Here is a 13,498-nt window from a genome sequence, read left to right on the forward strand (position 1 = left end):
GGCAGGTGGTAATATGAGATTAGATAAATATCTAAAGGTATCAAGGTTGATCAAGAGAAGAACCGTAGCTAATGAGGCATGTGACGCAGGTAGAATCAAAATCAATGAAAAAGTAGCTAAAGCAGGAGCGAAAGTATCTGTTGGAGATATAATAGAAATTCAGTTCGGTAATAAAGCGGTTAAGGTAGAAGTATTAATTGTAAAGGAAACAGTCAAAAAAGATGAAGCTAAAGATATGTTCAAGTATCTATAGAACGAAAGGTTGCCTCATAGTATTTCAATGGATGAGACAGCCTTTTTCTATCTTTTTAACGGTACGTCCCATAAAAACACATTAGATTAGAATAAATCCCTCTATAGGTTAATATAATGAATTATAGGTAATCCACATTAAGAGGAGGGTAAACATGGAAGAAAAGCATACTAATATGAACCATAGGTTAGTTATCAATGATAGAGAAAGAATTTCTATAACAGGAGTTTCTGATGTTATATCTTTTGATACGGACGTTGTCATGGTTGAGACTGAGATGGGAACGCTTACCATTAAAGGTTTAGAACTACATGTTAATAGGTTGAATCTAGAAAAAGAGGAATTAGAATTAGATGGGCAGATTGAAAGCTTAGAATACAGTGATGGTGCTAGATACGGGTCTAAAGGATCATTTATGTCAAAATTATTTGGTTAGGTGATTTATGAATAGTTTAGTAAGTGCTCAAGCAATCAGCTTCATTATGTCAATACTAAGTGGTCTTTTTCTAGGATTTGTGTATGATTTAGTTAGAGTTCTTAGAAGAATAATAAAACATCCTAAATGGCTTATCAATGTACAAGATTTTATATTTTGGCTATTTGGAAGCTTTATAATATTCCTGGACATATTTAAAAACAATAATGGTGTCCTAAGAGGATTCTTATACATAGGAGTATTCTTAGGCTTAATAATCTATTTCTTCTTAATAAGCAAACTAGTATTAATGATATTCATGAAAATATATTCCTTCATAGCTAAAATAGTAAAATTCTTGTTCAAGATAATAATAGGACCAATAAAACTTTTACTTCGTCCTATCAATTTTGTAGTCAGAAAAATATATAAACTCTTGAAAAAATTCGGCAAATGGTTGATAATAAAATATAAGAAGATTATTAAGGACGTAAAAGTGATATTTAAAAAGAAATAGATATATTAACTTAAAGTATGATAAAACAGCTTTAAGCATATACAAATGTTGTTACGAGAAAGGAATGATAGTTTACTTGAGAAGAAAAAGAAAAAAAACAAAAGCTATATTGTTTTCTACACTAGTATTAATACTACTAACCGTTGTCGTAAGTATTAGAGTATCAACACTGTATGTTAAGAATCTCCAGCTAGAGAAAGATGAGATGAAGCTAGAACAGCAAATAGAAGCAGAAGAAGAAAAACACATAGACCTGTTAAAACAAAAAGAATACATTAAATCGGATGAATACATAGAACAGTTGGGAAGAGAAAAATTTGGACTAGTTAAACCTGATGAAATAATATTTGTAAATGAAGAAGAATAAGAGGTTTCCTGTTTAAGGAAATACTCTTTTTTTTTGTGAGCTTTTATATTCTTAGAGGCTTAAGGATAAACATATTAATTGTTTTAGACTGTCGCGGAAAGGATTAAGATTGAAATAGACAACGGTTGTATGTTGAAACCATATATAGTGATAATCACTCTGGTTACGTTTGTTGCTTCTAGCTGTTTTTAAGGTATGGCAACAAGCCGTAAAAGTCGTTATTATCACTATATATGGTTAGTTCTATATTTACCACTCTTAAGCCAGTAAAAAGAATGCGGTTGTAGCCTACATTACAAAGTAAAAGGTACAAGGTAATTATTATTTAATTAAATTATAAATTAGCTTAATAAATTAAATAAGCCCGTTATTTCACACCTTCAACCACCTTATGTTTATAAGCTTATACTAATGATTAAAACACCGAGTGGAGATAGTATAGGGGAATATGAAGCAGTGAGCCATGGACGGCGAACTCAGCCCTTTAAACACGGACGTTTAACGGGCTGACGTAATATTTCCCTATACTATCTCCACGACCCTTACCCACCTATAAACATAATAACCCACCTCTATTCGATAATTAACCTATTCATGAGAAAATTTGTCTAAAAGTTTTTTTATTTTGGATACAAGTTATGACAAACAATTCCATTTGCATCATATATAATTAGTTCTCACCAAGAGATGATTGGATTAGTCCACCAGTGATTAATCATAATTAAATAATTTTTTGAGAAGGGGAGGAGAGTATTATGGATAAAACTAACATTACAATAGGACAAACTAGGATGATGATATCCAAAAAAGATAAAATACAAAAAGAAGGATTAAAAATACTAAAATTAATTTTTATGTATGCTGTAGGTCTAATGATGGGTAGGGCAGTAATTTTTAATAATATGAATCCTATGGCAATGGCATACTTTTCAGCGGTATATATTGATAAGAAAAATCGGATATGGATGTTCTTTTCAGTTTTGATAGGTTTACTTACTGCTATGCCTATAATAGATGCATTGAAATATGCACTAATTATGATACTCATAGTATCGGTAAATTCTATTTTAGATATAAAAGGCAAGAAACCCTTGCTGGTCCACGAGGGGGTGATAGCTGCAACCAGCTGTTTGATTATTACGATCACTGCTGGAATCATACAAAACAACGTATTCAATAATATGCTTGTTTCATTATTAGAAAGTGCTTCTATATTTTCATTGGTATTGATATATGGGCGTGGACTCAAATATTTGTTTGAGCACGAAGAAGATAAAAAAGCAACTAATGAAATATTGATCAGTGAAGCCATAATAATGGGTACAGCAGTTGCTGGTATAGCTGACATAACTGTTATGGGATTAGGATTCATAGAAATCTGGATATTCTCAGTTATCTTGATTCTAGGATATAGGCACGGAATTGGTACAGGTGCCATAATAGGTGTGATATCTGGAATAGTATTAGTTCTAATGGGTAGATATGAACCGGAGATAATAGGTATATTTGGTATGGTTGGAATACTGTCAGCGCTATTTCGGGAATTAGGGAAAGTAGGTAGTATAATAGGATTCTCTCTAGGTACAATTGGTTTATGGTATTTCATATCTCCCCTTAACCTGGATTTCCAGATAGTAAAAGCCTTGATTGTAAGTGTAGGTATATTTGCTATATTGCCCAACGAACAAGAGCAGATATATTCAATGAAAAAAACCTCAATAGAAGAGGATAAATATATAGATAAAGTACAAGGAATCATAAGTGAGAAGTTAAATAATTTTTCCGATTCTTTTCAAAATATTGCTAAGACTTTTGAACATATATCTGAAAGGAGAGTGAATCTAACAACTGAGGAGGTGAATAAACTCTTAGATGATGTAGCGGAAAAAGTATGTAAAGACTGTAGCATGTGCAAAATGTGCTGGCAAAAAGAGTTTTACGATACATATAGAACAGTATTTAGTATTTTTTCCGCTGTAGAAAATAAAAATCAGATAACTGAAGAAGATATTCCTGAAGTCTTTATTAAAAAATGTATAAAGCCAAAGGAATTCATCATAACAACAAATAGATTATTTGAATTATATAAAATAAATCTAACTTGGGAAAATAAAATTGCTGAAAACAGACAACTAATATCCCAGCAGTTTTATTCCGTTGCAGATATCATTGACAAGTTAGGGAATAATTTATATAAGAATATAGAGTTTAATACAGATTTGGAAAATAAAATTTCTGAGGAATTAAAAAAGGACGATATACTTGTTAAAGATGTGGTGGTATATAAAGCAAGGAATCAAAGGATGGAAGTAAGTCTCAAAATAAAATATGATGGAGATAAAACGAAAAGCATGAAAGATATAACTCCTGTAATTAATAAATTCACCAAGAAAAAAATGAGATTAGAAGAAGGGTGCAAATATATTAACGGGAGTAAGTATTGTCAAGTGAAATTTATTGAAAGTGAGGTTTACAGAATAGCAAAAGGGGTTGCTAGAGCCAGTAAGGACTATAAAGATATATCCGGTGACAGTTATACCTTTTTGAATCTGCCGAAAGGACAAGATATCGTTGCACTCTCAGATGGAATGGGTACAGGATTGAAAGCTTTCAAAGAAAGTAAAGCTGCTATTGAATTGTTGGAACAATTGCTGGAAGCGGGATTCGATGGTGAAACAGCAATAAAAATGATAAATTCAATACTTGTATTAAAATCTAGTGAACAAACTTTTTCAACTCTGGATATGGGTTTAGTTGATAGATATACGGGTGTATGTGAATTTGTGAAAATTGGGGCTGCATCGTCATTCATAAAGAGAGGAAATAAAGTGGAGGTAGTAAAATCAACATCTCTCCCTATGGGAATGTTGAATGAAATAGAAAGTGAATCAACTACCAAGAATCTAAGAAATGGCGATATGGTCATAATGGTTACAGATGGAATATTAGATTGTGAGGATGAGGAAATTGATAAAGAGAAGTGGGTAGAGGAGTCTCTACATAAATTGGATAGTAGAAATCCACAGGATATGGCTGATTACATATTAGAAGCAGCCAGAGAAAAGACAGGAGGTATGTTGAAAGATGATATGACTGTACTGGTCATGAGAATATGGGAAAAAGCGGGATAATTATTATTATAAGTACTAATAGCGGAGAAATATTAAAGGTTTTCTCCGCTTTTAATCTTATCGGAAAACACTATTTTAGCACATGAAATAGTTGTTATACTACAGTAAGCTCCTATAAATATTATTTGAATATCGAGCGTAAATAGTATAGGGGAATATGGAGCAATGAGCCATGGACGGCGAACTCAGCATTTAACCTGACAGCCCTACTGGACTGTCAGAAATAATAATGGATTCGATGTCCAGAATTATTTAATTAACATGGACGTTTAATTAGCTGACGGAATATCCCCCTATACTATTGGAGCGACTGTTAGATGTATACAAGATATTAACAAACTGTTAATAATGAAGCATATATAACAAAGATTTAACTTGACTATTGATTTATTTGAACAAGTCTAGTATATTAAAAGAGTCACTTATTTATGGCTAAACAGAAATTATAAAGGATGTAAAGATGTATGGTAGATAAGGTGTTAAACACTATCCAAAAGTTCAATATGATTGACAAAGGTGATAATATCATCATTGGTGTATCAGGTGGAGCTGACTCCATATGTTTATTACATATGCTATATAGTTTGAAAAGTAAGTTGGATATAGATTTACATGTTGTACATGTTCAACATGGTATTAGAGGAGAAGATGCAGATGAAGATGCAAAGTTCGTAGAAAAATTCTGCGATGAAAGAGGTATTGTATGTCATGTGTATTATTTTAATGTTAAAAAGTTAGCAAAAGAAAATAAGCTATCCGAAGAAGAAATGGGTAGGAAAGTAAGATATCAAGTTTTTTCAGATGCAAGTAAAGAATTTAGTGGTACCAAGATCGCTTTGGCACATCATATAAATGATAATGCTGAAACAATAATAATGAATTTGCTAAGAGGAACAGGAATTAAAGGAATCGGTGGAATACGTCCCAAAAGAGACAATATCATTAGACCATTGATGGAGTGTACAAGAGAAGAAGTTGAAAAATACTGTGTGGATAATGATATAAAATACAGAGACGATTATACTAATCAGATGGAAATATACACTAGAAATAAGATTCGTCATACTGTTATACCTTACATTGAAAATAATTTTAATCAGAACTTCATTACTAACTTAGTTAACACAGCTAATCTAGTAAGAAGCGAAGATGATTATATAGATAAAATTGTTTTAAAAGAAAAAGAAAAAATTGTAAAGATAAAAAATAAAGAATATTCCATAGATACAAATGAATTTTTACAATTGGATACAGTCATTAAAAGAAGGCTGGTAAGACACATCATCGGAGAGATTAGCTCATTGAAGGATATTGAATACAAACATATCAATGAGATAATTCAGTTAGCCGATAAACAAGTAAGTAAAAGAATAAATTTACCAAAAGGATTAATAGCAAAAAAGACGTATGACAGTATCATAATAACCAATTTGGGAGAAAATAAGATAAATGATTTTGAATATGAAGCAGAAGATTTATCAAAAATCTATATAAAGGAATTAAATAAACATTTAGATTTTCGCATTATTGAGGAGAAAAAATATAATATTCCTAAAAATTTATATACGAAATGGTTTGATTATGATAAAATAAAAGATAATTTGAAGGTTAGAAGTAGAAAGAGTGGAGATTTAATCGCCATAAAAGGAATTAATGGTACTAAAAAGTTAAAAAAATATTTTATTGATTGTAAAATTCCGAAAGAACAACGAGATGCTATACCACTTCTAGCTGATGGAAACAATATAATTTGGGTCATCGGTTATAGAATAAGTGAAGCATACAAGGTTACTGCTTCAACCAAAAAAATATTAGAAGTAAGATATTATTAGAGGAGGATATTATGATGCATAATATACAAACATTAATATCTGCTGAAGAGTTAAACGCAAGAACTGCAGAATTAGGTAAACAAATATCAGAAGACTATAAAGGTAAAGAAGTTCACTTGATTTGCGTACTCAAAGGCGGAGTAATGTTTATGGTTGACTTATCAAAACAAATTCAAGACATTCCTGTTACAATGGATTTTATGGCTGTTTCAAGCTATGGGAATGAAGTATCGAGTAGTGGTGTAGTTAAAATAGTAAAAGATCTTGATGAGTCAATTGAGGGTAAGGAAGTAATAATTGTTGAAGACATTATAGATTCAGGTAGAACACTTAGTTATTTGGTTAATATCTTAAAAGACAGAAAACCAAATAGTATCAAAATATGTACATTATTAGATAAACCAGATAGAAGAGTTGTAGATGACGTACAAGTCGATTATACAGGGTTTACTATACCTGATAAATTTGTTCTAGGTTATGGTCTTGATTATTTACAAAGATATCGTAACCTACCATATATTGGAACAATGGATAGTTAATATTTGATAGACAAAACCGTAAATATTCTAAAGATAGGAAAGGAGGCAAGCACATGAAAAAAAATATTAAAGGATTTAGTTTTTATGCGCTTTTACTTTTAGTTTTACTTATCGCAGTTTTTATATCAAGTAACAGATTTGACACTATGAAAGGTGACTATGGTTATCAAGATTTAGTTAAAGAAATTGATGATGTTGTCAGAATTGAAGTTAAACAGAATGCAGAGATACCTACCGGTATTGTAACAATCTATTATGATAATACTGATTCTAGAAGTTTCCCAATCACTAATACAACAAAATTTGAAGAAAATATGGAACAATATGGGAAAAAGGTATATGTGAAAGATATTGTAAGACCAGGTTGGTTTATTCAAATACTTCCATCACTGATAATTCTTATTCCAGTAATTTTCTTATTAATCTTTATAATGAATCAAGCCCAAGGAGGCGGCGGTGGAAACCGTGTTATGTCTTTTGGTAAAAGCAAAGCTAAAATGGTAGTAGATGAAAATAAAAAGATTACATTCCAAAACGTAGCTGGACTTGAAGAAGAGAAAGAAGAATTAGAAGAGGTAGTAGAATTTCTTAAGAGTCCTCGTAAATTCGTAGAACTTGGTGCTAGGATACCAAAAGGTGTTTTATTGGTAGGACCTCCAGGAACAGGTAAAACATTACTTGCAAAAGCAGTAGCAGGAGAAGCTGGAGTACCATTCTTTAGTATTTCTGGTTCAGATTTCGTTGAGATGTTTGTCGGTGTAGGTGCATCTAGAGTAAGAGATTTATTTGACCAAGCTAAAAAGAATGCTCCATGTATAGTTTTTATTGACGAGATTGATGCTGTTGGTAGAAAAAGAGGAGCAGGACTTGGTGGAGGTCATGATGAAAGAGAGCAGACTCTTAACCAATTACTTGTTGAAATGGATGGATTTGGAGTTAATGAAGGTGTAATTGTTATAGCTGCAACCAACAGAGCAGATATATTAGACCCTGCATTATTACGTCCAGGTAGATTTGATAGAAAAGTTGTTGTAGGAAGACCTGACGTCAAAGGTCGTGAAGAGATATTAAAAGTACATGCAAAAGGGAAACCTTTATCAGATAATGTTAATTTGAATGTTATTGCAAAAACAACAGTAGGATTTACTGGTGCTGATCTTGAAAACTTATTGAACGAGGCTTCAATATATGCTGCAAGAGCTAGTAAGAAAGTTATCGAACAAGAAGATGTTCAAAAAGCATTTATTAAGTTAGGTGTGGGTACAGAAAAGAAAAGTAAAGTACTCACTGAAAGAGAAAAGAAAATTACAGCTTATCACGAGGCTGGTCATGCTATATTATTCCATGTATTACCTCTTGTAAATCCTGTACACAGTATTTCAATAATACCTACAGGTTACGCTGGTGGTTATACTATGCCATTACCTGAAACTGATGATACTTATCAAAGTAAAAAAGAAATGGAACAAGACATAATAGTTGGACTAGGTGGTAGAGCCGCTGAACAAATCATTTTTGACGATATAACAACAGGTGCATACGGTGATTTACAACAAGTAACATCAACTGCAAGAAATATGGTTGTTAAATTTGGTATGAGTGATGTGATAGGACCTATCCAGTTTGGAAACGATAATGATGAAGTATTTATTGGACGAGACTGGGGTCATACAAGAAATTATGGCGAAAACATCGCTGGATTGATTGATAGTGAAATAAAACGTATTGTGGATAATGCTTACAATGAAGCTCTAAGATTATTAAATGAGAACATGGATGTTATGCATAAAACAGTACAATTATTATTTGAGAAAGAAAAAATAACAGGAGAAGAATTTGCAGCTTTATTCGATAAAGAATATAAAAAGGTAGATAAAAGCGATGTAGATTCAGTTGTAGTAGCTCCTTTGGAGAAGCAAGTGAAATTAGATGTAGATAGTGGAGAAGATAAGTAATAAATTGCTAACAGTCACTCCAATAGTATAGGGGAATATTTCGTCAGCCGATTAAACGTCCGTGTTTAAAAGGCTGAGTTCGCCGTCCATGGCTCACTGCTTCATATTCCCCTATACTATTTACGTTCGTAACAGGTATATTTATTATATGTATTAAATTAAAATTAGCTTTATAAGAAAAGGATGACTTTTGTCATCCTTTTTTATAGAGTAATATCATTACTTAATGTATTTAATATGAGTTTTCGAAAGTTATTTTCGAATTTGGTGTCGTGGTCTATGCTTCTTTTTTTCATTTTGGAATAACGTTTTTTTGCTCTTCTGGCTTGGCCGGAAATATGTCTTTCCATAAGAAGTCTATTTATATTGTCGTTGGAATAGATAAAGCCGTTTGGGTGGATAGCAGAGGCTTTTTTGCTTAGAGCCATGGTTGCTACGCCGTAATCTCCGGTTATTATTATATCGTTTTCCTTTGTTCTATTTATCAAAGCAAAATCAACAGCATCTTTTCCTTTTCCAATAACAAATATGTTACAGTAATCATTTTCATATATATGTGATGAATCTATAAAAATGTCTACAGGGATGTTATATTCTTTTGCAATTCGTATTATAATATTTTTTACGGGACATGCGTCTCCATCAACAAGTATTTTGATAATAAACCTCTCCTTAAAAACAATAAATTCACCTTTTGTATTTTGTATCAGGTATAGATTAATAATTCAACTTTCCCACCTTTAATTAGCTCACCTGTATATAATATTGAAGTGGGAAAGTCCAGTTAATAATATTATTATACAATAATATTAGATTGTTTGCTATAATATAGACAAGCCTATTTAAATAATTGCTATAGAGCCGGCAGATGTTTAGTTCTAGTAGGTTTGTGTAAACAAGGAAAATATATTGAACTTATTGAAATGGGTGTATTGAAATGTCTTCTAATAAATTAAGTATATCAGTAAGAGAGCTCATAGAATTTGTTCTACGTTCTGGTGATATAAAGTCAGTTTTTTTAAGCTCAAGCAGAGCAGTTGATGGTATAAAAGCCCACCAGAAGATACAGAAGAGATTTAGTAAGGAATATGATGCTTATGAATCGGAAGTACCGGTAAAGGATAAAGTATTAATAGATGATATAGAATTAGATATAAATGGGCGCATTGACGGTATTATTTTTGATGATATAATAATTATTGATGAAATAAAATCAGTAAACAAATCGTTGGAAAATATTGATGAAGATTACAATAAGCTGCATATAGCCCAAGGCAAGATGTATGCATATATATATGGGAAACAAAATAATATAGACAAGCTGAAAGTTCAATTAACATATGTTGAGCTTGGTAGCTATGCTATAAAACAATTTCAGAATGAATTTACTCTTAAGGAATTAGAAGAATTTTATTTTAGTGTAATAAATCTTTATATAGAGTTTGCTAAGAAGATAATTACTTATAATAGGTTAAGGGATGAAAGTGTAAAAGATCTACAATTTCCATTTGATTCTTTTAGAAAAGGTCAAAGGAAATTTATGAATAGTGTATATAAAGTAATAATGGAAGACGAGAAATTATTTGCTAGAGCTCCAACAGGGATAGGCAAGACTATGGGGACTCTTTATCCTGCTATAAAATCTATGGAAAAGAAGAATTCCAAGATATTTTATCTTACAGCTAAGACTATTGGAAGAGATGTAGCAGAAAAAGCCATTAAGCTCCTTGAGGGCAATGGACTAAAGTTAAAAAGGGTTCTTATAACTGCAAAAGATAAGATATGCTTGAATGAAGAGAAAAAATGTGACAGTAAATATTGTGAATATGCAAAAGGACACTATGATAGAATAAACGGTGCTATTGGTGAGTTGCTGACGGCAACTGATAATTACAGCAGGGATACTATTTTAGAGTATGCCAAGAAATATCAAGTATGTCCTTATGAATTGACTCTTGATTTAGCGCTTTTTAGTGATTGCATCATCTGTGATTACAATTATGCTTTTGACCCTAGTGCAGTACTGAAGAGATTTTTTGTGGAAGGTAACGGCAGCTATCTATTTTTAATAGACGAAGCCCATAATCTAGTTGACAGGGCAAGGGAAATGTATTCTGCTACCATGTACAAAAAGCCTATATTGAAATTAAGAAGAATAGTTAAGGATATAGATAAAACCCTTTATAGATACTTGGGAAAATTGAATAGTTTTATGATTGAAAAGAGACGTGAATGTGAGATTCTAGGGGATTTCATGGTAGAAGAATATTATTCAGAGGATTTTGTAGATATACTTAGAGGTATCATACACAGAACTGAAAAGATCTTTGGCAATCTGGTAGAATGGGAACACATGGATGAATTACTTGACTTCTACTTTGACAGCTATGATTTTGTGAAGAAGGCAGAACTCTATGATGATAGATATATAACATATTATGAAAAGATACAAGATGACGTATTGATGAAGCTTTTTTGCTTGGATCCATCGGGTAATCTAAGGGATTATATGGGAAATGCAAAGTCTACGGTGCTTTTTTCGGCTACATTAACGCCTATGGATTATTTTGTCAAGATACTTGGAGGCAATGAAAAGAATTATGGATTGACTCTTGAATCACCTTTTGAACAAAAGAATCTATGTTTATTAATAAATAATAAGGTATCTACAAAATATAAGAACAGGCAGAAAACCTATATAAATGTTGTAGAGACTATCTACAATACAATTAAGGGGAAAAAAGGGAACTACATCATATTCTTCCCTTCCTACAAGTATATGAATGATGTGTATGACACTTTTATTAACATAATAGAAGATGATGATATAAATATCATAAAACAGGAAAGAGGACTAAGCGAAAGTGAGAAAGATGATTTTCTAGGAGAATTCCATAATGAGAGAGAAGATTCATTTGTAGCTTTTGCAGTATTAGGGGGTATGTTTGGTGAAGGTATAGATTTAACAGGAGAAAAACTTAGTGGTGCAGTTATAGTAGGGGTTGGGTTACCTTCTATATGCAACGAAAGGAATCTTATCAAGAATTACTTTGACAATACATCTGATAACGGTTATGAGTATGCCTATATGTATCCTGGGATGAACAAGGTTATGCAGGCGGCAGGAAGAGTCATTAGAACAATGAATGACGTAGGCATAGTTGTCCTTATAGATGAGAGATTTGGCAGTAATCATTACAAAAGGATTTTTCCTTATGAATGGAATCATGCTGTGTATGCATCTAGTGATTTGTTGAAGAAAAAAGTTGATGGTTTCTGGGAGAATTTATAATCAAACAAAATATGGGTAAGAGGTAATTAAGGGAAATATATTGAACTTTTTAAAAATGGGTGTGTAGATGTTCAAGTTCAATATATGTAGTTGAAAGGATGGGTTTTAGATGAAAAAAGTAGCATTGATTTTTACAGGTGGAACAATATCCATGATGGTTGACGAAAGGCTGAAGGCAGCTATACCAGCACTGTCTGATAAGGATATAATTTCAAAAGTGTCGGGTATAGAGAAAATGGCACAGATTGAGGTTATACACTATGGTGCTTATCCTGGGCCTCATATTGTTCCTAACATGATGTTGGACATTGCAAGAGTCACTAACGAACTTCTAAGCAGAGAAGATATAGCAGGAGTAGTAATCACACATGGTACTGATACCCTAGAGGAGACAGCATATTTTCTTGATCTTGTCATCAACTCGGAAAAACCAGTTGTTGTAACAGGTTCTATGCGTAATGGTTCAGAATTAGGCTATGATGGACCAGCTAACCTGGCTGCTTCAATATGTACAGTTTGTTCTGAGGAATCTAAGAACAAGGGTGTATTGGTAGTCATGAATAATCAAGTGAATGCAGCAGATGAAGTAACTAAAACTCATACATTAAGTCTTGACACATTCCAGAGTATGGATTTCGGTCCTCTAGGCATTGTAGACTCTGATCAAGTCATCTATTATAGAAACAGAAAAAAAGCTTCTAAGATTGTTACGGAAAATATAGAGAACAGGGTTGCTCTTATTAAAGCTGTAGCTGGTCTTGGTTCAGAATTCATTGATTATCTTGTTGATAATGATTATAGAGGTATCGTCATAGAAGCTTTAGGTAGAGGAAATCTTCCCCCAACCATGTTGGAAGGTATACGGAGAGCAATTGACTTGAACATCCCAGTAGTCATAGTATCAAGATGCTCAAAAGGAAGAGTACTGGATTCATATGGTTACCAAGGAGGAGGAAGACAACTAAGGGATATGGGAGTAATACTAGGAGATAATCTATCAGGACAAAAGGCAAGAATCAAACTTATGATAGTCCTTGGAGTGACTAAAGATGTAGGTGAAGTAAGACAGATTTTCGAGAAGGACTTATACAAAAAAATATAAGAAAAATGTTAAAAAATGGGGCTGTGCAAAAACTAGCTTTATTAGTTTGACCTTTTTGTATATAATTGAAAGGGACATAAATTGATGAAAATATT

The 13,498-nt window shown here is 32.2% G+C and carries 11 protein-coding genes; 10 read left to right on the top strand and 1 reads right to left on the bottom strand.

What is annotated here, in order from left to right:
• The first annotated feature begins 13 nt into the window (after positions 1-13).
• The 8 genes from HYG85_RS12075 to ftsH all read left to right on the top strand — a co-directional run bounded on the left by HYG85_RS12075 (position 14) and on the right by ftsH (position 9,009).
• The gene (locus HYG85_RS12075) at positions 14-253 is read left to right on the top strand and encodes an RNA-binding S4 domain-containing protein (protein ID WP_212693613.1); all 240 of its coding nucleotides are present in this window, start codon (positions 14-16) and stop codon (positions 251-253) included.
• A 154-nt stretch (positions 254-407) separates the two neighbouring features.
• A complete protein-coding gene (gene yabP / locus HYG85_RS12080) occupies positions 408-689 on the top strand; it encodes a sporulation protein YabP (RefSeq protein WP_113673185.1) in 282 nt (93 codons plus the stop codon).
• A 7-nt stretch (positions 690-696) separates the two neighbouring features.
• The gene (yabQ, locus tag HYG85_RS12085) at positions 697-1,185 is read left to right on the top strand and encodes a spore cortex biosynthesis protein YabQ (protein ID WP_113673186.1); all 489 of its coding nucleotides are present in this window, start codon (positions 697-699) and stop codon (positions 1,183-1,185) included.
• A gap of 64 nt (positions 1,186-1,249) precedes the next feature.
• A complete protein-coding gene (locus HYG85_RS12090) occupies positions 1,250-1,552 on the top strand; it encodes an FtsB family cell division protein (RefSeq protein WP_113673187.1) in 303 nt (100 codons plus the stop codon).
• A 755-nt stretch (positions 1,553-2,307) separates the two neighbouring features.
• Entirely contained in the window at positions 2,308-4,683 is a 2,376-nt protein-coding gene (gene spoIIE, locus HYG85_RS12095; RefSeq protein WP_212693614.1) for a stage II sporulation protein E, read from the top strand.
• Positions 4,684-5,147: 464 nt separating this feature from the next.
• Positions 5,148-6,515 carry a tRNA lysidine(34) synthetase TilS gene (gene tilS, locus HYG85_RS12100; protein ID WP_212693615.1) on the top strand — a complete coding sequence of 456 codons (1,368 nt, stop codon included), beginning with the start codon at positions 5,148-5,150 and terminating at the stop codon, positions 6,513-6,515.
• An 11-nt stretch (positions 6,516-6,526) separates the two neighbouring features.
• The gene (hpt, locus tag HYG85_RS12105; protein ID WP_113673190.1) at positions 6,527-7,054 is read left to right on the top strand and encodes a hypoxanthine phosphoribosyltransferase; all 528 of its coding nucleotides are present in this window, start codon (positions 6,527-6,529) and stop codon (positions 7,052-7,054) included.
• A 53-nt stretch (positions 7,055-7,107) separates the two neighbouring features.
• Positions 7,108-9,009 carry an ATP-dependent zinc metalloprotease FtsH gene (gene ftsH / locus HYG85_RS12110; protein WP_212693616.1) on the top strand — a complete coding sequence of 634 codons (1,902 nt, stop codon included), beginning with the start codon at positions 7,108-7,110 and terminating at the stop codon, positions 9,007-9,009.
• 203 nt (positions 9,010-9,212) lie between these two features.
• Here ftsH and HYG85_RS24685 read toward each other — a convergent pair whose 3' ends face one another.
• Entirely contained in the window at positions 9,213-9,734 is a 522-nt protein-coding gene (locus HYG85_RS24685) for a YaiI/YqxD family protein (RefSeq protein ID WP_334300189.1), read from the bottom strand.
• A 212-nt stretch (positions 9,735-9,946) separates the two neighbouring features.
• Between HYG85_RS24685 and HYG85_RS12120 the strand changes: the two genes are divergently transcribed.
• A complete protein-coding gene (locus HYG85_RS12120) occupies positions 9,947-12,301 on the top strand; it encodes an ATP-dependent DNA helicase (protein WP_212693617.1) in 2,355 nt (784 codons plus the stop codon).
• Positions 12,302-12,410: 109 nt separating this feature from the next.
• The gene (locus HYG85_RS12125; protein ID WP_212693618.1) at positions 12,411-13,403 is read left to right on the top strand and encodes an asparaginase; all 993 of its coding nucleotides are present in this window, start codon (positions 12,411-12,413) and stop codon (positions 13,401-13,403) included.
• Positions 13,404-13,498: the final 95 nt, after the last annotated feature.

Origin of the sequence: Vallitalea guaymasensis (assembly GCF_018141425.1) — a bacterium.
Taxonomy (GTDB): Bacteria; Bacillota; Clostridia; order Lachnospirales; family Vallitaleaceae; genus Vallitalea; species Vallitalea guaymasensis.

What these genes read in the sequence shown, in the direction of transcription:
- HYG85_RS12075 (WP_212693613.1), top strand. Translation starts at nt 14, where the DNA reads ATGAGATTAGATAAATATCTAAAGGTATCAAGGTTGATCAAGAGAAGA.
- yabP (WP_113673185.1), top strand. Translation starts at nt 408, where the DNA reads ATGGAAGAAAAGCATACTAATATGAACCATAGGTTAGTTATCAATGAT.
- yabQ (WP_113673186.1), top strand. Translation starts at nt 697, where the DNA reads ATGAATAGTTTAGTAAGTGCTCAAGCAATCAGCTTCATTATGTCAATA.
- HYG85_RS12090 (WP_113673187.1), top strand. Translation starts at nt 1,250, where the DNA reads ATGATAGTTTACTTGAGAAGAAAAAGAAAAAAAACAAAAGCTATATTG.
- spoIIE (WP_212693614.1), top strand. Translation starts at nt 2,308, where the DNA reads ATGGATAAAACTAACATTACAATAGGACAAACTAGGATGATGATATCC.
- tilS (WP_212693615.1), top strand. Translation starts at nt 5,148, where the DNA reads ATGGTAGATAAGGTGTTAAACACTATCCAAAAGTTCAATATGATTGAC.
- hpt (WP_113673190.1), top strand. Translation starts at nt 6,527, where the DNA reads ATGATGCATAATATACAAACATTAATATCTGCTGAAGAGTTAAACGCA.
- ftsH (WP_212693616.1), top strand. Translation starts at nt 7,108, where the DNA reads ATGAAAAAAAATATTAAAGGATTTAGTTTTTATGCGCTTTTACTTTTA.
- HYG85_RS12120 (WP_212693617.1), top strand. Translation starts at nt 9,947, where the DNA reads ATGTCTTCTAATAAATTAAGTATATCAGTAAGAGAGCTCATAGAATTT.
- HYG85_RS12125 (WP_212693618.1), top strand. Translation starts at nt 12,411, where the DNA reads ATGAAAAAAGTAGCATTGATTTTTACAGGTGGAACAATATCCATGATG.